The organism is Paenarthrobacter sp. PAE-2 (assembly GCF_026013155.1).
GTDB classification, from domain to species: Bacteria; Actinomycetota; Actinomycetes; order Actinomycetales; family Micrococcaceae; genus Arthrobacter; species Arthrobacter ureafaciens.
On the sequence record NZ_JAPDNV010000040.1, the window covers coordinates 1 to 26326 of the forward strand.

The 26326-nt window shown below is 63.2% G+C and carries 22 protein-coding genes and 1 tRNA gene; 13 read left to right on the plus strand and 10 right to left on the minus strand.

Going from position 1 to position 26326, the window contains the following annotated elements; all coding sequences use genetic code 11:
* Positions 1–189 precede the first annotated feature (189 nt).
* Together OCL88_RS17785 and OCL88_RS17790 are read left to right on the plus strand one after the other, a co-directional pair.
* Positions 190–930 (plus strand): ABC transporter ATP-binding protein, encoded by a 741-nt coding sequence (locus OCL88_RS17785; RefSeq protein WP_264963384.1) that lies wholly within the window; start codon positions 190–192, stop codon positions 928–930.
* The gene (locus OCL88_RS17790) at positions 923–2290 is read left to right on the plus strand and encodes an FtsX-like permease family protein (RefSeq protein ID WP_264963385.1); all 1368 of its coding nucleotides are present in this window, start codon (positions 923–925) and stop codon (positions 2288–2290) included. The genes OCL88_RS17785 and OCL88_RS17790 overlap by 8 nt, the downstream gene beginning before the upstream one ends.
* A 151-nt stretch (positions 2291–2441) precedes the next feature.
* Here OCL88_RS17790 and OCL88_RS17795 read toward each other — a convergent pair whose 3' ends face one another.
* Positions 2442–3461, minus strand: a complete 1020-nt coding sequence (locus OCL88_RS17795; protein ID WP_264963386.1) for a LacI family DNA-binding transcriptional regulator — start codon at positions 3459–3461, stop codon at positions 2442–2444.
* Between the two features lie 14 nt (positions 3462–3475).
* Positions 3476–4675, minus strand: coding sequence for a Gfo/Idh/MocA family protein (locus tag OCL88_RS17800; protein WP_264963387.1), 1200 nt, complete (start codon positions 4673–4675; stop codon positions 3476–3478).
* Positions 4676–4872: 197 nt separating this feature from the next.
* Here OCL88_RS17800 and OCL88_RS17805 point away from each other — a divergent pair, with 197 nt between their 5' ends.
* From OCL88_RS17805 to OCL88_RS17820, 4 genes are all read left to right on the plus strand, one after another.
* On the plus strand, positions 4873–5835 hold the full coding sequence (locus tag OCL88_RS17805) for a carbohydrate ABC transporter permease (protein WP_264963388.1): 963 nt from the start codon (positions 4873–4875) through the stop codon (positions 5833–5835).
* Positions 5836–5844: 9 nt separating this feature from the next.
* On the plus strand, positions 5845–6765 hold the full coding sequence (locus OCL88_RS17810; RefSeq protein ID WP_166186432.1) for a carbohydrate ABC transporter permease: 921 nt from the start codon (positions 5845–5847) through the stop codon (positions 6763–6765).
* Between the two features lie 29 nt (positions 6766–6794).
* Positions 6795–8132: an ABC transporter substrate-binding protein gene (locus OCL88_RS17815; protein WP_193592890.1), complete on the plus strand. Its 1338-nt coding sequence runs from the start codon at positions 6795–6797 to the stop codon at positions 8130–8132.
* Between the two features lie 94 nt (positions 8133–8226).
* The gene (locus tag OCL88_RS17820) at positions 8227–10398 is read left to right on the plus strand and encodes an alpha-galactosidase (RefSeq protein ID WP_264963389.1); all 2172 of its coding nucleotides are present in this window, start codon (positions 8227–8229) and stop codon (positions 10396–10398) included.
* Between the two features lie 85 nt (positions 10399–10483).
* On the opposite strand, the gene aroQ is transcribed toward OCL88_RS17820, so the two are convergent.
* Positions 10484–10948 carry a type II 3-dehydroquinate dehydratase gene (gene aroQ, locus OCL88_RS17825; RefSeq protein ID WP_264963390.1) on the minus strand — a complete coding sequence of 155 codons (465 nt, stop codon included), beginning with the start codon at positions 10946–10948 and terminating at the stop codon, positions 10484–10486.
* 111 nt (positions 10949–11059) lie between these two features.
* Positions 11060–12244, minus strand: a complete 1185-nt coding sequence (locus OCL88_RS17830; protein ID WP_264963391.1) for a MarP family serine protease — start codon at positions 12242–12244, stop codon at positions 11060–11062.
* Positions 12245–12480: 236 nt separating this feature from the next.
* Here OCL88_RS17830 and OCL88_RS17835 point away from each other — a divergent pair, with 236 nt between their 5' ends.
* Positions 12481–13158 (plus strand): Crp/Fnr family transcriptional regulator, encoded by a 678-nt coding sequence (locus OCL88_RS17835; protein ID WP_011775987.1) that lies wholly within the window; start codon positions 12481–12483, stop codon positions 13156–13158.
* Positions 13159–13285: 127 nt separating this feature from the next.
* Here the strand turns inward: OCL88_RS17835 and OCL88_RS17840 are convergent, their stop codons facing one another.
* The 3 genes from OCL88_RS17840 to OCL88_RS17850 are packed head-to-tail and all read right to left on the minus strand — an operon-like array spanning position 13286 to position 14909.
* On the minus strand, positions 13286–14197 hold the full coding sequence (locus OCL88_RS17840; RefSeq protein ID WP_193592887.1) for an NUDIX hydrolase: 912 nt from the start codon (positions 14195–14197) through the stop codon (positions 13286–13288).
* Positions 14198–14214: 17 nt separating this feature from the next.
* Positions 14215–14751: a RidA family protein gene (locus tag OCL88_RS17845; RefSeq protein WP_021473785.1), complete on the minus strand. Its 537-nt coding sequence runs from the start codon at positions 14749–14751 to the stop codon at positions 14215–14217.
* A gap of 2 nt (positions 14752–14753) precedes the next feature.
* The gene (locus OCL88_RS17850; RefSeq protein WP_011775990.1) at positions 14754–14909 is read right to left on the minus strand and encodes a DUF4177 domain-containing protein; all 156 of its coding nucleotides are present in this window, start codon (positions 14907–14909) and stop codon (positions 14754–14756) included.
* 37 nt (positions 14910–14946) lie between these two features.
* On the opposite strand from OCL88_RS17850, the gene OCL88_RS17855 reads away from it, so the two are divergent.
* The 5 genes from OCL88_RS17855 to OCL88_RS17875 all read left to right on the plus strand — a co-directional run bounded on the left by OCL88_RS17855 (position 14947) and on the right by OCL88_RS17875 (position 22181).
* Positions 14947–17265, plus strand: a complete 2319-nt coding sequence (locus OCL88_RS17855; RefSeq protein WP_264963392.1) for a transglycosylase domain-containing protein — start codon at positions 14947–14949, stop codon at positions 17263–17265.
* A 3-nt stretch (positions 17266–17268) separates the two neighbouring features.
* Positions 17269–18216, plus strand: coding sequence for a metallophosphoesterase (locus OCL88_RS17860; RefSeq protein ID WP_264963393.1), 948 nt, complete (start codon positions 17269–17271; stop codon positions 18214–18216).
* 151 nt (positions 18217–18367) lie between these two features.
* Entirely contained in the window at positions 18368–20167 is a 1800-nt protein-coding gene (locus tag OCL88_RS17865) for an ABC transporter ATP-binding protein (protein ID WP_264963394.1), read from the plus strand.
* Positions 20164–21996 carry an ABC transporter ATP-binding protein gene (locus tag OCL88_RS17870; RefSeq protein WP_264963395.1) on the plus strand — a complete coding sequence of 611 codons (1833 nt, stop codon included), beginning with the start codon at positions 20164–20166 and terminating at the stop codon, positions 21994–21996. Before OCL88_RS17865 ends, OCL88_RS17870 begins: the two co-directional genes overlap by 4 nt.
* A 108-nt stretch (positions 21997–22104) precedes the next feature.
* Positions 22105–22181, plus strand: a tRNA-Pro gene (locus OCL88_RS17875).
* A 157-nt stretch (positions 22182–22338) separates the two neighbouring features.
* Here OCL88_RS17875 and OCL88_RS17880 read toward each other — a convergent pair.
* Positions 22339–22563: a hypothetical protein gene (locus OCL88_RS17880; RefSeq protein ID WP_264963397.1), complete on the minus strand. Its 225-nt coding sequence runs from the start codon at positions 22561–22563 to the stop codon at positions 22339–22341.
* A 124-nt stretch (positions 22564–22687) separates the two neighbouring features.
* Here OCL88_RS17880 and OCL88_RS17885 point away from each other — a divergent pair, with 124 nt between their 5' ends.
* Entirely contained in the window at positions 22688–23965 is a 1278-nt protein-coding gene (locus tag OCL88_RS17885; protein WP_264963398.1) for a helix-turn-helix domain-containing protein, read from the plus strand.
* Between the two features lie 72 nt (positions 23966–24037).
* On the opposite strand, the gene OCL88_RS17890 is transcribed toward OCL88_RS17885, so the two are convergent.
* Both OCL88_RS17890 and purD read right to left on the minus strand, forming a co-directional pair.
* On the minus strand, positions 24038–24976 hold the full coding sequence (locus tag OCL88_RS17890; protein ID WP_264963399.1) for a phosphoribosylaminoimidazolesuccinocarboxamide synthase: 939 nt from the start codon (positions 24974–24976) through the stop codon (positions 24038–24040).
* A 3-nt stretch (positions 24977–24979) separates the two neighbouring features.
* On the minus strand, positions 24980–26290 hold the full coding sequence (gene purD, locus OCL88_RS17895; RefSeq protein ID WP_193593664.1) for a phosphoribosylamine--glycine ligase: 1311 nt from the start codon (positions 26288–26290) through the stop codon (positions 24980–24982).
* Positions 26291–26326: the final 36 nt, after the last annotated feature.

Below are 26326 nucleotides of genomic sequence, written 5' to 3' on the forward strand. Positions count from 1 at the left end.
GCACACTTTCCCCACTCCATGGGGCGCCGACGGCGCGGAACCGCTAGGTCGCATTAGTGCGCGTTCTGAGCCTTCAAAACGCGCTCAGCTGCTACCTGGATGGGTCTCATACCGCGGGTGGAGGCCCGCCGTCGGAGTTCAGCCGGCGGACTGATGCCCCGGAACCCCGGGCTTGGGGATGCTGGAATCATGAACGCCATCCTCCACGCCCAGCAACTCACCAAGCACTACCCCGGCGGCGTCGCCCTTGACCACGTTGACTTCACCGCGCAGGCCGGCGAGTCGATCGCGATCATCGGGCCGTCCGGTTCGGGGAAGACCACCCTTCTGCACTGCCTCGCCGGAATTTTGAGGCCCGACGCCGGTTCGGTCACCTTGGGCCGGCAGGCGGGCGCACTCGATTTATGCACCTTGTCCGACGCTGAGTTGTCCACGCTCCGCCGCGAGGAGTTCGGATTCGTCTTCCAGCAGGGCATGCTGCTACCGGAATTGACCGCCGTGGAAAACGTCGCTCTCCCGCTCATGCTGACTGGCACGGACCGGCGCACATCTGAGTCGCGTGCCGCCGAGTGGCTGGCCGCCTTGGGATTGGCGGGCAAGGAGAAGCGTCGCCTCGGCGAATTGTCCGGCGGCCAAGTGCAGCGGGTGGCGATCGCGCGGGCACAGGTGACAGGAGCCCGGGTGGTTTTCGCAGATGAACCCACTGGAGCCTTGGACTCTGCGACGTCCAGCGAAGTACTCGACGTACTGCTTCGCTCCGTGGCCGCCAACGGGCGCACGTTGTTGGTGGTGACGCACGATCCCAATGTCGCTGAACGCTGCGGGCGTGTAGTGGAGCTGCGGGACGGTCGGATCATTGCGGACAGTGCGGGACCGGGCAGCACTGCAGCTTCCGGCAACTACAACTTCAAAGGTGCCTTCAATGTCTAGCCTCAGCATGGCCCTCCGGCTGACGCCGTACATTGCGCGCAGCAAGGGCAATATCCGTGATTCAGGCCTTCGCGAGACCGGACTGCCGGTCCTTGCGTTTGGAACCGTCACTGCGCTGCTGCTTACCGTTGCGGCGGGCTCGCAGGTTTTCTGGACCTGGACGGACGGTCTCGCAGGCACTTACCAAGCGTTGGCCGTCGTCGCAATGGTCCTCCTTGTTATCCCGCTGCTGACCTTGGGCGGGTCGGCTGCCCGCCTTGCCGCCCGCCGTCGGGATGACCGGCTGGCGTCCCTGCGGCTGCTTGGGGCGAACAGCGCCACCGTGGTCTGGATGACGGTCATCGAGTCCACTGTCCTGGCCGCCGTAGGGGCCGTGGCTGGGGCGTCGCTGTACGCCGTTGTGGCACCGTTCCTCGGGTTGATCCAGTTCAGGGGACAGGCAATCGGCACTCACGCATGGTTGTCAATACCATCGATTCTGGCTTGCGTCCTTGCCGTCTGCCTCATTGCCGCGGTCAGCGCGGCGCTCGGGCTGCGGAAAGTGGTGGTGACTCCGTTGGGCGTACGGACACGGCAAACGACCTACGGCGCCCACTGGGTTCGCGGACTCGTGGCGGTTCTGGTGGTGGTTGCCGGAGTGGTGGCCATGGGCGCGCTCAGCAGTCTTGGCGCGTTCATCGTGATCCTCGGCGTAATGGCCGGATGTTTCGGCATGGCATTGCTGGCCCTCAATCTGATGGGGCCCTGGGTCCTGAAGTTGCAGGCGATGTCGCAGCTGAAGCGCGCCAGACAGCCCGAACAGCTTCTCGCGGCACGGACCGTGCTGGATAACCCCAAGGAATCGTGGCGCCAAGTAGGCGGCGTCGCGATGACGAGCTTCGTAGGCGTGTTTGTGGGGGTCGGGATGGCCGTGGCGGACTCCATGGGCAGTGGGGCCGCGGACGAAACCACACTCTTGGTCCGGGATATCAACACCGGCGTCATGATCACTTTGCTGGGTAGCTTTCTGATGGTTGCCTGCTCGGCCGGGGTCAACCAGGCGTCCTCGGTGTTGGACAGGGCGTCCACTTTGGTTGCCTTGGACCGCATGGGCATGCCCCGCAAGCTCATGGTGAGTGCGCGGGTCAGGGCCGTGATGTCACCGCTGTTCCTGGTGGCGGGTATCTCGGCGGCGGCAGCTGGTGCGCTGGTGCTTCCGCTGGCGGGCCCGGCATTGCTGACCCGGCCCGTGGTTTTCCTGACCATAGGCTCGGTGTTCGCCGTCGGCTTCCTCTTGGTGCGGCTGGCCGTTGCTGCCGGTACGGCACAGATCAACCAGGTGCTGTCCCGCCCGGCGCGCTACGCCAGCGTGGATTCCTAGCCGGACTCCCCTACCAACGCTCTATCACTTTCCGCAGCGTTTAGGCCGACCCTCTATCACTTCCTTGAGAGGAGTGATAGAGGGAGGCCCTCAACGGGTGATGATGTGACAGAGGACCGCCCGGGAAGGGGGTGGGACGTGATAGAGGAAGCTAGGGGCAACCGCAGGACTGCCGAATGATCAGCTCGGTGGGCAGGATGTGGTGCTGGAGCTCCTCCCCACGGTTCGCGCCCACGAGTGACCGGACCGCGGCCTCGGCCATTGCCTCGATGGGCTGCGAAACGGTGGTCAGCGCCGGCCAGCTGTACTCGGCGTCGAGGGAACCGTCGAAGGAGACCAGCGCAATGTCCGCGGGAACCCGCACGCCTGCTTCGTGGAATGCGCGCAGTATGCCGATAGCCTGCATGTCACTACTGGCAAAGATCGCCGTTGGCCGGTTGGCCATGGCAAGGAACCGCTTGCCCACCTCGTAGCCGCCGGGCCTGCTGAATTCCCCGTGTATCAGTGGCCCGTCGGGCAGGCCAGCCGCACGCAAGGCGGCCAGCCAGCCGGCCTCACGCCCATCCAATTGATTGCCGGTATTGGTGCCGATCGCCAGGCCGATGCTGGTGTGGCCGTGGTCGATCAAATGCTCCACGGCAGCACGCGCACCGGCTTCCAAATCCACTCCGACGCTACTGAAACCGGGAGGCGAACCAAGGTTGTTCAGCAGCACCGACGGAATGTCGGTGGCCTCCAGGTCCGTCAGGTCCGGGTCGAAAACACAGCTTGCCAGGAAAACCCCATCCACCTGCCGCGCCGCCAAGGTGTGGATGTTTTTGCGTTCCCGGGTCAGGCTGCCGTTCGAGTTGGCGAGTACCATGCCGTAGCCCAGCGCGGCGGCAGCTTCTTCCACGGCATGGGCCAGATGGGTGAAGAACGGGTTCGTGTTGTCCGGAACCACCACGCCGATAGTCTCGCTCGACCCCAGCTTCAACGCCCGCGCAGCCGCGTTGGGCCGGTATCCGAGGATTCGGATGGCGTCCCGCACCTTGGCTTCCGTTGCCGGCGCCACGTTCTTGGGCCCGCCGTTCACAACATAACTCACGACGGCGGTACTCACCCCGGCGTACCGGGCCACGTCCTTGCGGGTCACAGGGCCGCGCGGGGTTTGTACAGCAGAAGTGGTCATGGGGTAAATGCTAGCTACATCGCAGGAGCGTCGCCGAAGTCCCTGATGGGAAGGCGCTCACCTCCGCGCAACGCGGACTGGTGCGCCACGATGCCGGGGAGGGTGTACCGCGCAGCAACCCAGGCGTTGACGGGTGGCAACTGGTTCTTGTTGACGGCAGTGACGAAGTCGTCCACGAGGAACTGGTGGCTGCCCTCGTGGCCGTTGGGGGCACCGAGGAACTCCTGCGGAAGCCGGGCGGGCTCGTGGACGGGCGCAAGGCCGGAGATGAAAGCGTCCCGAAGTTCAGGGGCTACGCCTGACAGGGACGGATCGTCAGGTGACATGGTGGGTTTCGTTTCAACCTGGTCCGAGACATCGGTGACGCCCTGTTTGTCCTGCCACAGTGTGGTGGTCGCGAGCTGTTCGAAGCTTGCCTCGGTGCCGAAATAGCGGAACCGGGACTCCCGGATGTGAGAGGGATACCCCACCCGGCGCATCTCATTGGTGCGCATCGCACCGCCGTCGTTCATTTCGAACAGGGCCGTTGCGTTGGAGAAGTCGTTGGCGAACATGCTGACGTCCTTGTCGAAGACCCCGTCGTTCCGGTGGTCCTTGACTCCGATGCAACTGACGCTGACCGCATGGCCGGGGACAGCACCCAGAACCCCTCCTATTGCGTGGGTGGGATACAGCATGGGCGGGTAGCTGGCGGTCTCTTTCCAACTGTCGCCGCCGCTGTACTGGTAGGCCTCGTAGAAACCGAGGTCCATGTCATGGACGTAGTCCCCCTCGGTGTAGAAAATGCGGCCGAACTTTCCGGCTTCCTGCTGTTTCCTGGCGAAGACCGTGGCGGGGTTGTAGTAACTCGTTTCACCCATCATGTAGACGAGTTTGGTTTCCCGGACGGCGGTGATGATGCGCTCGATTTCTTCCTCGGAAACGGCCATCGGCACGGCGGAGTAGACGTGCTTTCCGGCGCGCAGCGCCCGTTCAACCAGGGGGCCATGCGTCCATCGCTGGGTGAAGATAGCGACCGCATCGACGTCGGAGGCCAGCAGTTCGTCGAAGGAGGCCATGGTGCCGTCCAAGCTCCACTGCTCCCGGGCGGCCAGCGCCCGCTCGGGGAGTTCATCCACCGCGTAGACCGCGCTGACACCGGGGTGGAGCTTGAACAAGTGCGCGAATTGGCCGCCGAACTGGCCGACACCCAAGACACCAATCGAAAACGACATTTTGCTCTCCTGAGCTGCATTGTTTGGGGATTGAGGCACCCGATCAGGGCGTGATGTGAGTCTCCCACTCCTATCTACACGAGTCAACTAAGGAGGCTTACAACATCGAGAAATCCTGAAAACTCTTGCTTAATCAGTTTCTACTCGTGTAGATTCAGCTTCGTTGTTACCCGCATCACAGTCAGGAAGTGTCGACGATGACCACACTCACCAAGCCTCCGGCCAGCGCAGCCAAGCGCTCCGGGCGCAAGCAGGGGCCCGGGAACGCACCCTTCAAACGCAGCATTACCAGCCGCCTCGGCGACCTTAGGATCGCAATCTTCTTCATCCTTCCGGCGATGGTTGGCTTCGTGGCCTTCTTCCTGGTCCCCACCATCCGCGGCATCTACCTCAGCTTTACGGAATACAGCATCCTGGGTGAGCCGACGTGGATCGGGACCAAGAACTACTCGGCCCTCTTCCAGGACGAACTGTTTTGGAACGCCATGGGAGTCACCCTTCAGTACGTGGCGCTCAACATCGGATTCCAGACCGTCATCGCGCTGGGGCTCGCGCTGCTGATGCACCGGGTAGCGAAATCCACTTTCATCCGTGGCGCCCTGCTGCTGCCGTTCCTGGTAGCCAACGTCATCGTGGCACTTGTGTGGTTCTGGATGCTGGACTACCAACTGGGCATCGTCAATGAAGTCATGAGCTGGATCGGACTCCCCCGGGTGGCCTTCTTCGGCAGCGAGCAGTGGGCCATCCCCACCATCGCGTTCGTCAACGTATGGCGGCACATGGGCTACACGGCACTGTTGATCTTTGCCGGCCTACAGGCCATCCCCAACCACCTGTACGAGGTCGCAAACCTCGACGGCGCCTCACCCACCCGGACGTTCTGGAGCATCACCATGCCGCTGCTCCGGCCCGTGCTGGTTCTGGTCCTGGTGGTCACGGTCATCGGATCGTTCCAGGTCTTCGACACCGTGGCCGTCACCACCAACGGCGGGCCCGTCAACGCCTCCCGCGTAATCCAGATGTACATCTACCAAAAGGCCTTCGGCGAGTCGGACTTCGGCTACGCCTCCGCACTGTCCGTCATCCTGTTCATCATTCTCGCCCTGGTGGCCTTCATCCAGATGAAGTTCCTCAAAGGCAACGAATCGGACCTGGACTAAGGAACCGCAATGACTAGCTCAACCCTGCCTGAAACCCGCACACCGTCCCGGAAGAAGCCCCTGAATTGGCGCCGCATCGGCGCGTGGGTGCTGGTCGCCGTCGCCGTCGCCGTGACCGTTGCCCCTTTCTACTGGATGCTGCGCACGGCACTTTCCAGCAACGGCGCCCTTGCCTCCAACTCGGGCAACCTCCTCCCCGCGGAGTTCAGCTGGGGCGCCTTCAAACGTGTCCTTGGCCTGCAAACCACCGAGGAAGCGATCGCCGAAGGCGGCTCCGGTGCCGCCATCAACTTCTGGCTCTACCTGAGGAACTCGATCGTCTTTGCAACGGTCACCACGGTGGCGCAGGTGTTCTTCAGCGCGATGGCTGCCTACGCCTTCGCCCGGCTTCGCTGGCCCGGAAGGAACAAGGTCTTCGGGCTGTTCCTCACCACCATGATGGTCCCGCCCATCTTCACCGCCTTGCCCAACTTCCTCATGATCAAAAACCTCGGGCTACTCAACACCATGGCCGGCATGACACTCCCGTTCCTGTTCATGACGCCGTTTGCGATCTTCTTCCTCCGCCAGTTCTTCCTGGGGATGTCCCGCGAGGTTGAGGAAGCGGCCATGCTCGACGGCGCCAAGCACCTGAGGATCTTCTTCCAGATTGTGCTTCCCAACGCCGCAGCCCCCATCGCCACCCTGGCGCTGCTCACCTTCATCGGTCAGTGGAACGAATACTTCTGGCCTCTCCTGGTTGGACAGGACGAAAGCGTCCGGGTACTCACCGTCGGCCTGAGCGTCTTCAAATCACAATCCCCGCAGGGCGCCCTGGATTGGTCCGGACTCATGGCCGGAACCCTCGTGGCCGCACTGCCGATCTTCATCCTGTTCATCGCCTTCGGCAAGAAGGTTGTGAACTCCATCGGATTCTCCGGAATCAAATAAACCGCAAGAACACTCCTGAAAGGCCTGTCATGAAGAAACCCCTTGGCGTCGCAGCTGCAGCCGCCGCCCTTGCCCTGACGATGTCCGCCTGCGGTGGCTCCGATTCCGGCTCCGCGGCAAACGGCGAAATCAACTACTGGCTTTGGGACGCCAACCAGCTTCCCGCCTACCAACAGTGCGCCGATGACTTCACCAAAGCCAACCCGGATATCAAGGTCAAGATCACCCAGCGCGGGTGGGACGACTACTGGACCACGTTGACCAACGGCTTTGTGGCCGGAACGGCACCGGACGTCTTTACCAACCATCTCTCCAAATACCCGGAATTCGCGGCCAAGAAGCAGTTGCTGCCCTTGGACGAAGCGGTGGAAAAGGACGGCATCAAACTGGACGCCTACACCGCAGGGCTTCCGGAACTGTGGGTTGGCCAGGACGGCAAGCGTTACGGCCTTCCCAAAGACTGGGACACCGTGGGCCTGTTCTACAACAAGGCAATGACCGACGCCGCAGGCATCTCGGCCGAACAGATGGCCAACCTTGACTGGAACCCCAAGGATGGCGGCAGCTACGAGAAAGTCATTGCCAAGCTGACGGTGGACAAGAACGGCAAGCGCGGCGACGAGCCCGGCTTCGACAAGAACAACGTAGCCACGTACGGCTTGGGACTCACCGGCAGCGGCGCAGGCCAAGGCCAGACTGAATGGAGCTTCCTCACCGCCACCACCGGATGGACTGCTACGGATAAGAACCCTTGGGGAAGCAAGTTCAACTACGACGACCCCCGCTTCCAGGAGACCATCACATGGTGGGCCGGGCTGACGGAGAAGGGTTACATGCCCAAGCTGGAGACCACCGTGGGTGCGAGCATGCCGGACAGCTTCGGTGCCGGAAAGGCCGCCATCAACTCCAACGGCGACTGGCTGATCGGGCAGTACAAGACCTACAAGGGCATTGAGACCGCCATTGCTCCTACACCCAAGGGCCCCAACGGCCAGCGCGCTTCCATGTTCAACGGCTTGGCGGATTCCGTCTGGGCCGGCACCAAGAACCCGGCAGCAAGCGTCAAGTGGGCTGAATACCTCGGCTCAGCAGCCTGCCAGGACGTCGTCGCGAGCAAGGCCGTGGTGTTCCCGGCAATCAGCAGCTCCGCCGAGATCGCCGCCAAGGCCTTCGCCGACAAGGGCATCGACGTGTCTGCTTTCACCACTCACGTCAAGGACGGCACCACCTTCCTCTTCCCGATTGCAGACAAGGCAGCAAAGGTTGACGGCATCATGAAGCCCGCCATGGACGCCGTGCTTTCGGGCAAGAAGCCCGCTTCATCGCTTACGGAAGCCAACAACCAGGTCAACGATCTCTTCAAGTAAAGCCCCTTTCGCGGGGCCCGTTATGCGCGCTTTGACTCCCAGGACGGCGCGCACAACGGGCTCCGCACCCCTTATCTGAAAGCGACAAACACGCATGCACCCGCTCCACCTCCGTTCCGCCGGCACCAGCCTGGTCATCAGCACGCACCGCGGAGAGGCCGAGATTACCCATTGGGGAGCCGACCTCGGCGACTCACTCCCCGACCTTTCCATCCTCAACGAGCCCGTTCCGCCGTCCGCGGCTGACGCGAACGTACCGGCCGGGCTGCTCCCCCAGGCTTCGTCCTCGTGGCAGGGCCGCCCGGGCCTCAGGGGACACCGCGTCATAGACGGCGTACCAGGCTTTGATTTTTCGGTGCGCCTCCGCGTGGTGAGTGCGACGACGGACGGCAGTACCGCCGTCGTTCTTCAGTCAGATCCCGACGCCGGGATCACCGTCACCAGCAACCTCACCCTCCATCCGGGCGGGCTGCTGGAACTGCGGCACGAACTGCGGAACGACGGAACGACGCCGTTCCAGGTGGACGAACTGGCAACCGTTCTCCCGGTGGCGCCGGACGCCGTCGAACTTTTGGACCTGACCGGACGCTGGTGCCGGGAGCGCCACCCGCAGCGCCGTCCCCTCCAGCAGGGAACGTGGGTCAGAACGGGACGGCACGGGCGCACCGGGCATGATTCGTCCCTGCTGTTCGCCGCCGGGACGGCAGGCTTCGGCAACCGGCACGGCAAGGTTTGGGCCACGCATCTCGCGTGGAGCGGCAACCACGAACAATTTGCGGACAGCGCGGCCGACGGGCGCACCATGATCGGCGGCTCCGAGTTGCTGGGCGCCGCCGAAGTGGTGCTGCAACCCGGCGAAAGCTACGCATCCCCGGCCCTGTTCGCCGCCTACTCGGACCGTGGCCTCGACGGCATCACGGAAGCCTTCTACAGCTGGTTCCGGGCACGGCCGCACCACGTATCGGGACCGCGTCCGGTGGTCTTGAACACCTGGGAAGCAGTCTACTTTGACCACAACCTGGACACCCTGCTCGAACTGGCGGAGTCAGCTGCTGATTTGGGAGTGGAACGCTTTGTGCTGGACGACGGCTGGTTCCGTGGCCGCCGTGATGACCATGCCGGGCTGGGCGACTGGTACGTGGATGAAACGGTATGGCCCAATGGGCTGACGCCGCTCATCCAGGCGGTAACGTCCCGCGGCATGGAGTTCGGGCTGTGGGTGGAACCGGAGATGGTCAACCTTGATTCGGACGTCGCGCGCGCCCATCCCGAGTGGATTGTTGGCCCCTCGGTTGCGTCCTACAAGGAGGGCGGCCGGCTCCCGCTCGAGTGGAGGCACCAGCACGTCATGGACCTCGTCAACCCGGAGGCCTGGCAATACGTCTACGATCGGATCGACGCCCTGCTGCGGGAAAACGACATCAGCTACCTCAAATGGGACCAAAACCGCGACCTGCTGGAACACGGACATGCCGGGCGCGCTTCGGTCCATGAGCAGACCCTCGCCGCATACCGCCTCTTCGATGCCTTGCGTGCTGCGCACCCGGGGGTGGAGATTGAGAGCTGCTCGTCCGGCGGCGCCCGCGTGGACTTGGGGATCCTGGAGCGGACAGACCGGATCTGGGCGTCGGACTGCAACGACGCCCTGGAGCGCCAAACCATCCAGCGCTGGACAGGCATGGTGGTCCCCCCGGAGCTGGTCGGCAGCCACATCGGTCCCACGACGTCGCACACCACCGCCCGGACACACGATCTTTCCTTCCGCGCGATCACCGCACTCTTCGGCCATTTCGGCATGGAGTGGGATGTCCGCTCGGTCACGGGTGCCGAGCGCGAGGAACTCAAGCGGTTCATTGCGTTGTACAAGACGCACCGGGACCTCATCCACAGTGGACGAATGGTCCGCGCCGACTCCCACGATGAGTCCCTCATGGTGCATGGCGTGGTCGCGTCGGAGTACGACGGCGGTGTCCCGGCCGGTGCCGCTGCGGCGCTGTTTGCGGTGGTCAAGACGCGGACGTCGTTCGCCGAACAGGTGGGCCGCGTTTCACTCCCGGGGCTCGATGCGGACCGTGGCTACCGTGTGGAGCTGCTGTTCCCCACGCCGGAAGACCCCGATTACAGCCACACGGTCATCGAAGCCCAGCCGGTGCAGTGGCTCGCCTCCGGCGCGGAAGCTTCCGGGCAGTTCCTCGGGGAGGTCGGGCTGCCGATGCCCGTCCTGCACCCTGAGCACGCGGTCCTCCTCCGGATCACCGCCCTGTGATCCTCTATCACATCCCAACGCGTTGGGCGCGACGCTCTATCACATCCCGACCCGTTGGGCGCGACGCTCTATCACATCCCGACCGTCAGAGCGTTTCGGCCAGATAGTCGACGGCCAGCTTGTATCCGAGCACGCCGGCACCAACAATGACCGCGTTGCACACGCCGGACAGGTATGAGTGGTGGCGGAATTCCTCCCGCTGGTGGACGTTGGTGATGTGCACCTCGACGGCGGGGAGCTGGACAGCTGCCAAGGCGTCGCGAAGCGCCACGGACGTGTGAGTGAACGCCCCCGCATTGATCACGATGCCAACCGCCGTTCCGCGGGCGGCGTGGATTGCGTCCAAGAGATCGCCCTCATGGTTCGACTGGACGCAATCCACCGTGAACCCGTGCGATTCGGCAGCGGACAAGGCCAGTCGTTCAACGTCCGCCAGTGTGGAGGTCCCGTACTTCTCGGGCTCACGCGTACCCAAAAGGTTCAAGTTGGGGCCGTTGACAACAAGAATGGTGCCGCGTCCGGATTCGGAGGCGGGAGTGGCTTCAGTCATAACTCTCAATCTATAGGGGTGAAAGAGCGTCCGGGAATCAGGGCCATTAGGTGAACGAGCGTGGGCAAGAAACGTTCATTATGTGAGAGAGCATCGCGGATGTGGGGGTTGTTACTTGCGGGTGCACTGGCCCGACTCCACCGGAGTGCTCAAACCCGGTGCCTGCGCCGCTACCGGCTGGACGTCCTGCATGGTCAGCGCGAAACCGAGGGCAGCATTGGTTGTTGTTTTGGCAAAGATGAGGCCAGCCACCTGTCCCTGCGTCGTGAGCAAAGGCCCGCCCGAGTTGCCCGGCTGGACGTCGCCCGCCAGCTTATAGACCAGCTCAGGTGACGGGTTGCTGCCGTAAATGTCCGGAACCAGGATCGTCGAGATCCCTTCCACGGTGGCGGGTTTGGACTGGAACGGCCCACCGTGCGGGTAACCGGCGAACGCTGCGGGACTGCCGCCAGGCAGGTCCCCGCTCAACGGCAAGGGCGAAGCGGCGAGTCCGTCCACAGCCAACACGGCAATGTCCCGCTGGGGGTCGAAGTAGACCACCCGTCCCGGCAGCGCACCGCCGTCGGGCACTTCCACCACCGGTTGGGACACGCCGGCAACGACGTGCGCGTTGGTGACCACGCGCTCCGGTGACACCACGAAGCCGGAACCCGTCTGGTTCTGGCCGCATTGGAAGGCTGTGCCTGCGATCTTCAGCACGGATTGTGCAGCTTGGTTGAGGGCAGGGGTATCGGTGGACTCGTTGGGGATTTTGACCGGTGTGGTGGAGCCGAAGCCCTCGATCAGTTTGGGAATGCCATCGCCGATCACCGTGGATCGCAGTTGCGCCATGGTGGCTTTGACGGGCGTTGGCGTCAGTGAATCGATGTACCGGATCACCCTGGACTGCGCCAGCTGCTGTGAGACGAAGGGCACACCGAGGGAACTGATGCTGAAGGCCAACATGGACATGACCAGCGCGGCGACCACGAGGCTCACCGCACCGCCCACCAGGCGGTCCACAGCGTGCAGCGGCTTAAGCCGCACCACGTGACGGACCCGTCGCCCGATCATGGTTCCGAGTCCATGGCCCAAAGCAATAAGTACGACGGCGGCAGCCACTGTGGCGGTAAGCCTCCACGCGCTGTCACTCACCCAGCCGCTGACCAGCGGGACTGCGATGAAGGCCGCGATTGCACCAACGATGAATCCCGCGATCCCGCCGAGGGTCACCAGGAAGCCATTGCGAAGGCCATAGATCAGGTAGGACAAGAGCATGAAAATCAATGCAAAGTCCAAAATGGTCAAGCCAAACACCAAGTGCTCCTCATAGCCGGGTAGCGCCAATTCTAGAGGGGGACCCTGACAGTAAACCGTTAGCCCGGTCACGGAGCGGGCTCGGTCCGGGTTCAGTTGTGGCCTGAAACATGGTGATCGGGCAACGGAATCCGCGTGATTTCAGCGTTTCACGTGCCAAGTACGTCACAGAACGCTAAAAATTCTGAAACAATGGCTGAAGCGCCACGACCGAAACTTTATTCTCAGGAGACTTCATGGACATCGAGGTATTGCGCCGCGCACCCCTCTTCGCCACCCTTGACGACGATGCATTCCGCTTGCTGACAGACGAACTCACCGAGGTGGATCTTTCCCGCGGGGCGTCGGTGTTCCGCGAAGGAGACCAGGGTGACCAGCTCTACTTCATTGTTTCCGGCAAGGTAAAGCTCGGCCGCACTTCCCCCGACGGCCGTGAGTCGCTGCTGGCGATCCTCGGCCCCGGCGAACTCTTCGGCGAGATGGCCCTGTTCGATCCGAGCCCCCGCACCGCTACGGCAACCGCTGTCTCGGAGACCCGACTCGCCGGCTTGAAGAACGAGAGCCTCAACGCGCTGCTCCGCACCCGCCCTGAGGTGTCGGCCCAGCTGCTGCAGGCTTTGGCCCGCCGCCTGCGCCGCACCAACGATTCCCTGTCCGACCTCGTCTTCTCCGACGTCCCCGGCCGCGTAGCGAAGGCCCTCCTGGACCTCGCCGACCGCTTCGGCCGCCCTGCGACCGACGGCGTGCTGGTAGCCCACGAACTGACGCAGGAAGAACTGGCCCAGCTGGTCGGCGCATCCCGCGAAACTGTCAACAAGGCCCTGGCCGAATTCGTCCAGCGCGGTTGGCTGCGGTTGGAAGCACGCGCCGTCGTCATTCTCGACATGCAGCGCCTGCGTCAGCGCTCCCGCTAAACCCTTCGCAAAGAGGCCGCTCCGGTGATCACCGGGGCGGCCTTTTTCGTGAGTGATAGAGGAACGCCCGAAAACCGGCGGGAAGTGATAGAGCGACGCCCGAAAACGCGCGGGAAGTGATAGAGGGTCAGCGTTCGCGCTGGGGTTCGCCCGGGACGGTCCTTGCGGCTTCGACCTCGAGCATGAGCTGCCCGCCCTCGTCCACGAGCCTGGGCTGGTAGACGTGTGCCTTCCGCTTGTAGCTCAGGTAAGCGATGCAGCCGTTGGCGTGGGCCATTTTCTCGAGCATGATCTCGGACCCCGGAACCAGCAGCTCGCCGAGCTTGTGGCCGACGGTGTTCTCCTGTGCCACTTCATCACCCAGAGCGGAGGTGTCCCTGAGGGCAATAGCCTCGGCAGCATTGACCCATCGGCCCCATACTCCCTTGCTGCCCAGGATGCCCGGCTGCTGGTTGACGGGAACAGTGGCCGCGAAATAGCGCGTGTTGAAGCGTGAGTGCGCGAAGTCGGGGCTGAGCCAATTGACCAGGGGCTTGAGGAGATCGGTTCGCACGGACAGTCCGCGCTTCGCCAGGACCTCTGTGAAGGATTTCTCCTGGGCGGCAACGGCCTCGCGGGCCTTCATCCATTCCACGGTGGAGTTCGACTCCACCGTGGAGGCAGCGTCAGGGCCTGCCAACAGAACGCCGGTCTCTTCGAAGAGCTCCCGGATGGCGCCCACCACGTGACGGCGGGCGAGCCCGACGTCGTCCGTTCCCATCTGCTCGGCCCAGTGCTGGGGCGACGGCCCCAACCAACCAACGGGTTCGTCGTCGGAGGGTTCAAGCGAACCGCCGGGGAACGCGAGCACGCCCAACGGCGAGGAGCCGGGCCTGTAACCAAGCCACGTCTCCAAGCCGGTGGGCGAATCACGCAGGAGGACAACGGATGATGCGTAGCGGGCGGCCCTGGGGGTCCGCTCGCCAAGGTGAAGCCAGTTTTCTGCCGCTCCTTCGAGTTCAGGAGGCAGGACAAACAGGCGACGGGCAAGCTGAGGCACTTGGGTGAACCGGTTCCTTAGCTGAATTCAGCGATGAGCTCGACCTCGACAGGCGAGTCAAGCGGCAATACGGCAACGCCGACGGCGGAACGGGCGTGGATGCCGGCGTCGCCGAATACCTGGCCCAGGAGTTCGGAAGCGCCGTTGATGACACCGGGCTGGCCGGTGAACGTGGGATCGGATGAGACGAAGCCAACAACTTTGACGATCCGGGTGACGCGGTCGAGGTCGCCGATGACGCTCTTCACTGCTGCGAGGGCGTTGATCGCGCATACTGCGGCGTAGCGCTTGGCGTCCTCGGGATCGACGGTGGGCTCATCGGACGTGCCGAGTTCGCCTGTGGAGACCTTGCCCGTAGCTTCGAGTTTGCCGTTAATAAAGGGCAGCTGGCCGGAGGTGTAGACGTAGCTGCCGGACACGACGGCCGGAACGTAGGCAGCAACCGGAGCGGCGACCTCGGGAAGGGTCAGTCCGAGCTCCGCGAGGCGCTGTTCGACGGCGGACGTCGGGGCGCCCGATTCCGCGGCAGAGGTGGTTTCTGCGGGGGTAGTCATTGTTACTGCTTCTCCCTTTTAAGGTATGCGACAAGTCCTTTGCCATCGGGGCCACCGACGACCTGTACAAGCTCCCAGCCGTCCTCGCCCCATTGGTCCAGGATCTGCTTCGTGGCATGGATTATGAGCGGAATCGTGGCGTACTCCCATTTGGTCATGACAGAAAGCCTAGCCCTTGCCGGTAAAGTGGAAAACATGGTGACTCGCAAGAACCCCATATTCGACACTGCCACCACCCTCGGAAAGATTCTAGGTTTCCTTGGCGTGAGTGCAATTTGTGGCGTCTTGGTGGCGGGCCTCTTGGTCCCGGCCGCCGCCGTCTCCGGCAGTGCCGCCAGTGGTTCCATCCAGTTCTTTGACACGCTTCCGGCGGAGCTCCAAGTCGACCCGCCGAGCCAGAACACCACGATTCTGGCCAAGGACGGATCGCCCATTGCGTCGATCTACGCGGAGAACCGGACGAAGGTCCCCCTCGACCAGATGAGCCCCTTCATCAAGGACGCTGTCATCGCGATCGAGGACAGCCGTTTTTATGAGCACGGCGGCATCGACACCACGGGCATCATGCGCGCGCTGGTGAGCACGGCCCGCGGTAACAAGCAGGGTGCGTCCACCATCACCCAGCAGTACGTCAACAACGTCATCAACGAGTCACTGGTGGCTTCCGGCAAGGAAGAAGACGTCAAGCTCAACGGCCTTAACAAGGGCGTTGGGGACAAGCTGCGTGAAATGAAGCTCGCGATCGCCTTGGAGAAGAAGTTCTCCAAGGAGCAGATCCTTGAGGGATACCTCAACATCGTCTTCTTCAACCGTGACGCTTACGGCATCGAAGCCGCTTCCAAGTTCTTCTTCAGCACCACCGCGAAGGACCTGACGCTGCCGCAGGCAGCCCTGCTTGCAGGCCTCGTCAACAGCCCCTCGGCCTTTGATCCGATCAGCAACCCGGACAACTCCAAGAAGCGCCGCGACCTGGTGCTGGCCGCCATGGTCAACCAGGGCAAGATCACCCAGGCAGAGTACGACGAAGCTGTGGCCACGCCGGTCACCACCAAGGTCACCCCGGCCCGCCAGGGTTGCGCCTACGCCACCATGGCTCCGTACTTCTGTGACTACGTGCTGCACCTTCTCTTCAACAACCCGGCCTACGGCGACACGCAGGAAGATCGCATCAAGCGGATCCAGCGTGGCGGCCTCACCATCCAGACCACGCTGGACCCGACGGCACAGGCCGTGGCACAGCAGCAGGTGGACGGTACGGCCGGCGCCAACCCGGACAAGTGGGGCGCGTCGATCGTCTCCGTGCAACCGGGCACCGGCCAGATCGTGAGCATGGCCCAGAACACCGTGTGGCTCCCGCAAGAGGGCAAGTTCGATCAAACCCAGAACTTCAACGTGGACGTCATGGACGCCAAGGGCAACGACCTGAACGGCATCGGTGGCTTCCAGCCCGGCTCGACGATGAAGCCGTTTACGTTCGCCCAGTGGTTGAACGAAGGCAAGTCCATGAACCAGACGGTCAATGCAGCGCAGCGCCGGTATCCACAAAACTTCCCGTGGAAGAACACCTGTGAAACGCCGACGGTTGGCTGGTATGACGCCACCAACGGCACGTTCGATCTCCAGAACTCCGATGAGGGCTACTACCGGAACATGACGGTCCTCTACGGCCTCATGAACTCCATCAACACCGCCACCTTCGCGTCGGCGGCACAGGTGGACCTCTGTGGGATCCAGAAGATTGTTGACGCTGTGGGAATCCATGGCGGTCTGCCCGCGCGGGACAAGGAAACCGGCAAGATCACGGATCCGAACCCCAAGGTCACCATGACCACGCTGTCCAACCTGATCGGTGCGACGCAGACGGCACCGCTGACGATGGCAAGTGCCTTTGCGACATTCGCAGCCGATGGCAAGTACTGCGAGCCGATTGCCATCACCTCCGTGAAGGACCAGACCGGAGCAGATCTTCCGGCGCAGTCGTCCAACTGCAAGGACGCCGTCAAGCCGGAAGTTGCACGCGGCGTGGCTTACGCGATGCAGGAAGTACTGAACGCCGGCTCCGGTTCCTTGATCCGCCCGGCGCTCAGCACGAAGAACAACTTCCCCGTCGCCGCCAAGACCGGTACCAACGACTCCAACGGCTCCACGTGGGTTGTGGGTTACACCACCGGGCTGGCCACGGCCTCTTGGTTCGGCGATCCCTTGGGTGACCAGCTCCGCCCGGGCCGTAACATCACCGTCAACGGCAAGTTCTACCAGTCCATTGACGGTTACATGATCGCCGGTCCGCAGTTCACCAACTTCATGCTGGCGGTGGCACCTGCGTATGGAACCAACCCGTTCCCGGCACCGCCGTCGAACCTCATGGGTGGCGGAGCGCCGCAGCGCAACAACACACCGGCGCCCAACACCCAGAACAGCCAAGCCCCGTCGAACAGCGGCAACAGCGGCAATAGTGGCAACAACGGGAACAACGGTGGAAACGGCAATAACAACGGCCCCGGCAAGGACTAACTAGTGACTTTCCGCGATTCCCTGGCAAACCGCGTCCGCGTTATCGGGCGCGGTTTCGCCGTAACTACAGCAATCGGAGCAACAGCAGGCGCAGCAGCTGCCGCCTACGGCTGGTGGGAAAAGGACCAGTTCGAGCTCAGGCGGGAGACGCTGCCCATTCTCCCCGAGGGCTTTGGACCACTCCGCGTCCTGCACCTGAGCGACATTCATTTCGTCCCCGGACAAACCAAGAAGGCGCAGTGGCTGCGGTCTTTGGCAGATCTCAAACCGGACCTCGTGGTCAATACCGGTGACAACCTGAGCCACCGGAATGCAATCGATCCTTTGGTGGCCTCGCTCCGTCCCCTGTTGGAATTCCCGGGTGTCTTTGTACCGGGTTCCAACGACTACTACGCGCCCCGCATGAAGAATCCGGCCGGCTACTTCCGCGGACCATCCAAGCCCAAGCAGGACCCCATCAAGCTCGACTGGCCCAAGCTCCGCACGGCTTTCGGCATGGGCGGGTGGATCGAACTGACCAACCGGGCCCAATCGGTGGTCATCGACGGACTGCGGTTCGACTTCTCCGGTGTTGATGATCCGCACTTGAAGCGTGACCGTTTCGCCGGTTGGCCGCGCGGCACAGTCAACCAGGATGCCCGCCCCCATCTGAAGGTTGGAGTGATCCACGCACCGTACCAACGCGTTCTGGACCGCTTCACCGAAGCGGAGGCAGACCTCATCCTCGCCGGGCACACTCACGGCGGCCAGATCTGCATCCCGGGATACGGTGCGCTCGTGTCCAATTGCGACCTCCCCACGTGGCGCGCCCGAGGCCTCCACGACTGGGAAAGCGATGGATTCACGACGCCGGTGAACGTCTCCGGCGGCATCGGAACCTCCCGCTTCGCCCCGGTCCGCATCGCGTGCCGCCCGGAAGCGGTCCTGCTGACCCTTACGGCCCGCAACTGAACCAGCTGCGGCATTACAAAGCTCAATAACTGGGACCATCATTCCAACGGCGTCGCGCCATCCTGTGAAACGAATCACGGCATGGCATAGGGTTGTTGCTACGGGAAACTACCTCCGCACCACCTGAAGATCCAGCTGTTGAGAAGCGGGCATGTCCAAGCAAACGTCGTTCTTTACCTCCGTCGGCCGGCTATACCCCCATGTGCGGCCTATCCTCCCCCGGCTTTTCATGGGCCTGTTGTGTGCCTTGCTTGCCAGTGTCGTGGCACTGGCCATCCCGCAGGTGCTCCGGGTACTGGTCAATAACTCGCTTGAACCCGACGGCGACCCGGGCGCCGTCTGGACTGCCGCCGTCGTGATTCTTGCGCTTGGCGTGGGCGAAGCGGGACTTGTGGCGCTTCGCCGGCAATTCGTGATCAACCCTGCCACCACGGTCGAGACGAAGATGAGGGTGTCCCTGTACGGGCACTTGCAGCAGCTCACGGTTGCCTTCCATGATCGGTGGGGGTCGGGGCAGCTGCTCTCGCGGGCCATGACGGACCTCAGCTTCCTCCGCCGCTGGATGGCATTCGGCGCCATCATGCTGGTGGTCACCACGCTCACGGTGATCATTGGCGTGGGCGTCATGTTCTCCATGAGCTGGCAGTTGGCGTTGATCTTCCTGGCCGCTGCCGTCCCGATCATGGTCAACTCGTTCCGTTTCCGCCGCCGCTTCAGCCTGGTCACGCGGCTCAGCCAGGACCAGGCCGGCGACCTTGCCACCACAGTGGAAGAGTCCGTCCACGGCATCCGCGTCCTCAAGGCGTTCGGCCGCAGCCGGGAAGCGCTGGAGAACTTCAACGGGCAGGCCGAGGAACTTCGCCAGACGGAGATCGCCAAAGCCAAGCAACAGGCCGGCTTCACGCTGGTAGTCACCCTCCTGCCCGAACTCGCCCTCGGTGTTGGGCTGGTAGTCGGCATCATGCTGGCTGCTTCAGGCCAGCTGAGCATTGGAGCGCTCGTGGCCTTCTTCGCAACCGCGGCGGTCGTGGCGACTCCCGTGGAATTCTCGGGCATGCTTCTGGCGATGGCGCTGACCGCCAAAACCGCGCTTGACCGCCACTTCGAGGTCATGGACACGGCCAACACCATCACGTCCCCGGACCAGCCCGCCACCCCTTCCGTGGTCAAAGGCGCCTTGCGCTTTGAGCACGCAGGCTTCGGGTTCGACGACGGCGGGACCCTCCTGCGCGACGTCACCCTGGACATCCGTCCCGGCGAAACCATGGCCCTCGTGGGCATCACGGGAAGCGGGAAGAGCGCCATGCTGCAGCTGGTTCCCCGCCTCTATGACGTGACCGAAGGAGCTGTGACCATCGACGGCGTGGACGTGCGCGACTTCGACCTCCAAGAACTCCGGAGGATTGTGGCCGTGGCATTCGAGGACACCACGCTCTTCTCCAGTTCCGTCCGGGACAACGTCCTGCTGGGCGCGCCCAACCCCTCGGATGCAGCCCTCGACGAAGCACTCGACGTCGCCCAGGCACAGTTCGCCTATTCATTGCCGGACGGCGTGGACACCTTGATCGGAGAGGAAGGGCTAAGCCTCTCCGGCGGCCAGCGGCAAAGGATCGCCCTGGCCCGTGCCATCGCAGCCAAGCCTAAAGTCCTGGTGTTGGATGACCCCTTGTCCGCCTTGGACGTCAACACCGAGGAACGCGTGGAAGCGCGGCTCCGCGATGTCCTCCACGACACCACGACGCTCATCGTTGCGCACAGGCCGTCCACTGTAGCGTTGGCGGACCGCGTGGCCTTGCTCGAAAACGGAACCATCAACGCCGTCGGAACCCATACCGAACTCCTGGCCAACAACGCCCACTACCGCTACGTCATCGCGAGCCTGGACGCCGGGCCCAAGGACCTGGACAGCGAACTGCACGATCTCGAGGACGCAGAGGAGGCCCGCCGGTGAGTGCCACGACTTTTGGAACGGCCAACGAGGACAACACCCTTCTCTCCAAAGCGGACAGCAAAACCGTACGACGGCGGTCCCTCGCCTTGCTTGCCTCCCTGATACGTCCTGTCCGGCTGCGTTTTTGGTTGACGATCGTGATGGTGGTGGTTTCGCAGCTCACCCGTGTTGCGGGGCCGGCACTCATCGCTTTTGGCATTGACCACGCCCTCCCCGCGTTGCAGTCCGGCGACAACGGTCCGCTGGTTCTGGTGGGCGTTCTGTATATTGCCGCGGCTGTGGCCACCGCCGGAATGACGGCGCTGTACGTCACGTCCACGGCACGCTTGAGCCAGGCGATGCTGTTGGATCTCCGGGTCCGGGTGTTCCGCCACACACAGCGTCTGAGCCTCGAATTCCACGAGAAGTACACTTCCGGACGCATCATCGCCAGGCAGACCTCGGACCTGGAGGCCCTCCGCGAGCTCTTGGACTCAGGCGTCAGCTCACTGGCATCCGGCCTGCTGTTCATGATCTTCACCGCGGTCACCATCTTCGCTTTGGACTGGCGAAGTGGACTGATTGTCCTGGCTGCAGGCGTACCCATGTTCTTCCTGGCCCGCTGGTACCAAATTCGTTCCCAGATCGCCTTCCGGGAATCCCGCGTCGTGTCGGCACGGCTGATCGTCCACTTCGTGGAGACCATGACCGGCATCCGTGCGGTCAAGGCCTTCCGCAAGGAGCGTGAGAATGCCGAACAGTACGGCGAGGTGGCCGAGGACTACCGCAAGGTCACGGTCCGGTCGATCTTCCTGAACGGTGTCCTGCAGCCCGGATTGGTGCTGATCGGCAACGTCTGCGTCGCTGTGGTGCTGCTCTTCGGCGGGTTCCGGGTTCTCAGCGGGGATCTGGCGGTGGGTGTCCTGCTGGCCCTCATCCTGTCCACCAAGCGCTTCTTCCAACCCGTGGACCAGATGGCCATGTTCTACAACTCCTTCCAAAGTGCGCAGGCTGCCCTGGAAAAGGTGTCCGGGTTGCTTGAGGAAGTTCCCACCGTCCGCCCGCCCAAGAACCCGGTGGCGTTGAAGCAGCCGCGCGGCGAGATCGACTTCAACAGCGTGGAATTCGGCTACAACGACGGCAGCATTGTGGTTCCACGGCTTGACCTGCACATTCCTGCCGGGCAGACTGTGGCGCTGGTGGGGCAGACAGGCGCCGGCAAGTCAACGCTGGCCAAGCTCATAGCGCGTTTCTATGACGTCTCTTCCGGGTCCATCGCGCTGGACGGCGTCGATCTGCGCGATCTGTCCACCACCGATCTTCGGCGGGCAGTGGTCATGGTCACCCAGGAAGCTTTCCTCTTCAGTGGCTCGGTGGCGGACAACATTGCCCTGGGACGTCCGGAAGCGTCCCGCGCCGAGATCGAAGCAGCGGCAAAGGCAGTGGGAGCCCACGAGTTCATCATGGGCCTGCCTGACGGTTACGACACCGATGTGAACAAGCGGGGCGGACGCGTATCCTCCGGGCAGCGCCAGCTCATCGGCTTCGCCCGGGCCTTCCTCGCGGCGCCGGCAGTCCTGATCCTTGACGAAGCAACTTCCTCGCTGGACATCCCTTCCGAACGGATGGTCCAGCAAGGCCTGGCCAACTTGTTGGAAGGAGTATCCGGGGGCACCGCGGGACGGACTGCGATCATCATTGCCCACCGTCTTTCCACCGTGGAGACGGCCGACCGCGTCCTGGTGGTACACGACGGGCGGATCGTTGAGGACGGAACACCCGCGGAACTGATCTCCGGCGGCGGCCGCTTTGCCCGCCTGCACGGGGCTTGGCGGGATTCCCTGGTTTAGCGTCAAGAGTTGGGGCTCAGGGTGCCGTTGTGACGAGCAACACCGCTCCCCCGATTTCGCATCCCGCACCGATTCAGCTATTCTTTAACAGTTGCTTTCGCAGCGGATCGGGATGTAGCGCAGCTTGGTAGCGCGCTTCGTTCGGGACGAAGAGGTCGCAGGTTCAAATCCTGTCATCCCGACCAAACACGAAAATGGCGTCGAGAAATCGGCGCCATTTTTGTTTTAAGTTGAGCCCGGGACCATGGCTCAAGGTGGCGACGCCGGGCTGTCCACGCATAAAACGCAAAAAGAAACCCCGGAGCAGCTCGTGATGCTCCGGGGTTCCAGTCGAATAGTTGTTTACATCGGATCCGGCCAGTTGCCGATGGACGACGTGGTGTACGTCGGCTCGGATGTCTTAGTGGGTACCGCTACGCTTGCACGCATCGGATCCGGCCAGTTGCCGATCGCACTGAGCGAAGTGCCGGATTCAACGGTCGAAGCCGCGGAGACGACTGCGGGAGCCGCAACCGTGAACGCAAGCGCGCCTGCCAGTGCCACCGAGGCGGCGAGTTTCTTGAACATATTGTTCCCCAATGCGAGTCGGATTCGTTACGGAAATTGCGCGGTCCCTGTTGACATACATTGTAAAATGTTTTCCACAGACACTGTCAAGGTTTGGGTCGAAAGACACCGTAGGGAGGAACCCGTGGGAAACGGATTCGGCGAGAAACTACGTGCCGAACGGCTGGAACGCGGTCTGACCCAGGCCGAGCTGGGTAAGAACCTGTACTCCCCGAGCTACATCTCCCTGCTTGAAACCGGACGGCGCGAGCCCACCCAAGAGGTCATCGAGGAACTCGCTCGGCGCTTGGAACTGGCGCCCAAGGCCTTGGAGGCCTGGAGCCAGCCCGTTTCAGTCAGTGACGCCGAGTACGTCCTGGCCGGTCTCTACGCCCGGCAGGCCTGGGACCTCCGCGATTACCAATTGGCCGCCAGTCATGCAGCAACGGCAGCGCAGATCGCGCTGGAAGCCAAGAACAACAGCGCCTGGTGGAACATGACCTACATGCAGGCGGAGTGCGTCATGAAGCAGGGCCTGCTGAAGGAATGCCAGCAGATTGTCGAACACCTGCTGGAACACCCTATGGCCACCGAATCCGCAGGCTTGGGAGTACGTGCCTGGCAGATGCTTGCTGCTGTGTGCCACGGTCAAGGCCAACTGGCCACCGCCGTCGAGCACGCCAAAAAGGCTGTTGAACTCTCCCGTGAACTGCCCAAGGGATCCACGCTGATCATCGGCGCCCACCGGGCGCTGATTGGTGCGCTGGCCGAGAGCGGAAAGCTGGATGAGGCATGGGAGTACTGCCTCCAGATGATCGAACACATGGACGAGCACTCCATGTCCCAGCTCGCCGGCGAGGTGGCCTGGGTGGTGGGCAACGTCGCCTTCATGCGCCACGATTACGCAGAGGGCATCAAACACCACGAACGGGCCGCCAAGCTCCTCTCCCCCGCCAACGACATCGAACTGTGGGCCCGCTTCAACAAGGCCTCCGCCGCAGTCCGGCTGTCCTCCGGAATCGTTGAGCCGGAGACGTTGTCCGCCATCGAGCGGGCTGAGTTGGCCCTGTCCATTGTGGGCGGCAACAAGACGGACCAGCTCGAAGTCGCTTTCATCCGTGCGCGCTGGCTGTACCTGACCGGTGACATTCCTGCCGCCGTCGACAAATTGCGGGAGATTTACGAGGACCGCAAGGTCCTGGCCCGGCACACTGCCGGCGAAGTCTCGCTTCTGCTCGGCAAGTCGTTGAAAGCTGCGGGCGAAACCGCCGAGGCGCTTCACTTCCTGGAGGAAGCACAGCACGACTTCAGCGCGGCGGGTGCCTCAGACCGTGTTCAGCAGGCCATGGACGCGGTCCTGGAGATCCGCTTGGCCGAACGCCGCGCCGCCGCAACACACCCGGAACACTCAGAGGCCAGCTAAACCCATCTAAGTAGCAGTAGAGCGCGTTTTGAGGGTTCAAAACGCGCTTTACTGCGACTCAGTTGGGCTGGGTTAGGCGAAGGTGCGGCCCGTCAGTTTCTCGTACGCTTCGACGTAGCGGGCGCGGGTGCGCTCCACAACCTCGGCAGGCAGGGCCGGCGGAGGGGTGTCCGAGGACTTGTCCCACCCGGATTCCGCGGAGGTCAGCCAGTCGCGGACGTACTGCTTGTCATAGGACGGCTGCGACTTACCCGGTGCGTACGTGGACGCATCCCAGAAACGGGACGAGTCCGGCGTCAGGACCTCATCGCCCAGGGTGATCACGCCCGTGTTCGCATCGACACCGAACTCCACCTTGGTGTCGGCCAGGATGATGCCCCGTTCCCGGGCGATCTCCTCGGCGCGGGTGTAGATCTTGAGGGTGAGCTCGCTCAGGCGTGCAGCGATGTCGTCGCCAACCATGGCCACAACGTCGTCGTACGTGATGTTTTCGTCATGCTCGCCCACCTCGGCCTTGGCCGACGGCGTGAACAGCGCTTTCTTCAGGCGGGACCCGTCAACCAGGCCCTCGGGAAGCGGAATGTCGCACACCGTGCCCGATTCCTTGTACTCGGCCAGCCCGGAACCGGTCAGGTAACCGCGGGCGATGCACTCCACAGGGAACATGTCCAGCTTCTTGCAGATCATGGCCCGGCCCTCAACCTCCGCCGGAACACCGCCTTCAACGGTGGAAGCAAGCACATGGTGCTCAACACCCAGCTGCTCGAACCACCACAGGCTCAACTGCGTCAGCACGCGGCCCTTATCCGGGATCTCGCTGCTCAGCACATGGTCGTAGGCGCTGATCCGGTCGCTGGCGACCACCAGGACGCACTCCTGCCCGAACTTCTCATTAATGGACTCGTCGGCAGGAAAGTAAAGGTCGCGGACTTTGCCGGAGTACACGTGCGTCCAGCCGGGAAGCTGCAAGGCCTGCGTCTCAAGGCCGCCGTTGGGAAGGGAATCAGTCATGGCTCAGGCCTGCACTTTCGGGATGCTTCCGGTGGCGCCGTACGGTACGTGGATTTCCCCGCGAGCGGCCTTGCCTGCAATATCCGTACGGAACTGTGCGCCTTCGAGCTGAACCAGCTCCACGCCGTCGTACGCTTTTTCGCGCGCGTCCACCAGATCGGAACCGAGCGCAACAACGGCCAGAACGCGGCCGCCGGCCGAAACCACCTTGCCGTCGTCGTCCAGCTTGGTGCCGGCGTGGATGACATGGACGCCGTCCAGTTCGTCGACCTTCTTCAGGCCGCGGATGCGGTCGCCCGTGCGGGGCGTGTCCGGGTAGTTCTCAGCGGCCACGACGACGGCGACTGCCGTGTCCTTGGACCAGCGCAGCTCTTCTGCCGTGTCCAGTTCGCCCTTGGCAGCTGCCAGCAGCAGCGCACCGAGCGGCGTCTTGAGGCGGGCAAGGACGGCCTGGGTCTCCGGATCGCCGAAGCGGACGTTGAACTCGATGACGCGGGTGCCGCGGGAGGTCAAAGCGAGGCCGCAGTACAGGACGCCGATGAAAGGCGTGCCGCGGCGGGCCATCTCGTCCACGGTCGGCTGTGCGACGCGGTCGATGACTTCCTGGACGAGCCCTTCGGGAGCCCACTCCAGCGGGGTGTAAGCACCCATGCCGCCGGTGTTGGGGCCTTCGTCGTTGTCGAAGATGCGCTTGAAGTCCTGCGCAGGGGACAACGGGACGGTGTTGCGGCCGTCGCAAAGAACGAACAGGGATACCTCGGGCCCGTCGAGGAACTCCTCGATCACCACGGTTCCGCCGGCATCGAAGCAGGCCTGCGCGTGGGCGAGGGCTTCATCGCGGTCACGGGTGACAACAACGCCCTTGCCGGCAGCCAGCCCGTCGTCTTTCACAACATAGGGAGCACCGAAGGTGTCCAGCGCGTCAGCGGCTTCTTCGGCGTTCTCGGCAACCCGGGCCATGGCGGTCGGCACGCCGGCCTCGGCCATGATCTGCTTCGCGAAAGCCTTGGATGCCTCAAGCTGGGCGGCTTCCTTGCCAGGACCGAAAACGGGGATGCCTGCCTCACGAACGGCGTCAGAAACACCGGCGGCGAGGGGAGCTTCCGGACCAACGACTACCAGGTCCACGCCGAGCTTGGTGGCAAGGGCGGACACGGCTTCCGGGCTGTTCCCGTCGATCGCGTGGGTGGGAACCAGTTTGCTGATGCCTGCGTTTCCGGGCGCCGCGTGGACCTCGGAGACGTTGGGATCTTCAAGCAGGGAGCGGACAATGGCGTGTTCGCGGCCGCCTGGGCCAATGACGAGTACCTTCACAGTCTTCAAGGGTACTTTGTGAAGGCGTGCGAGTCC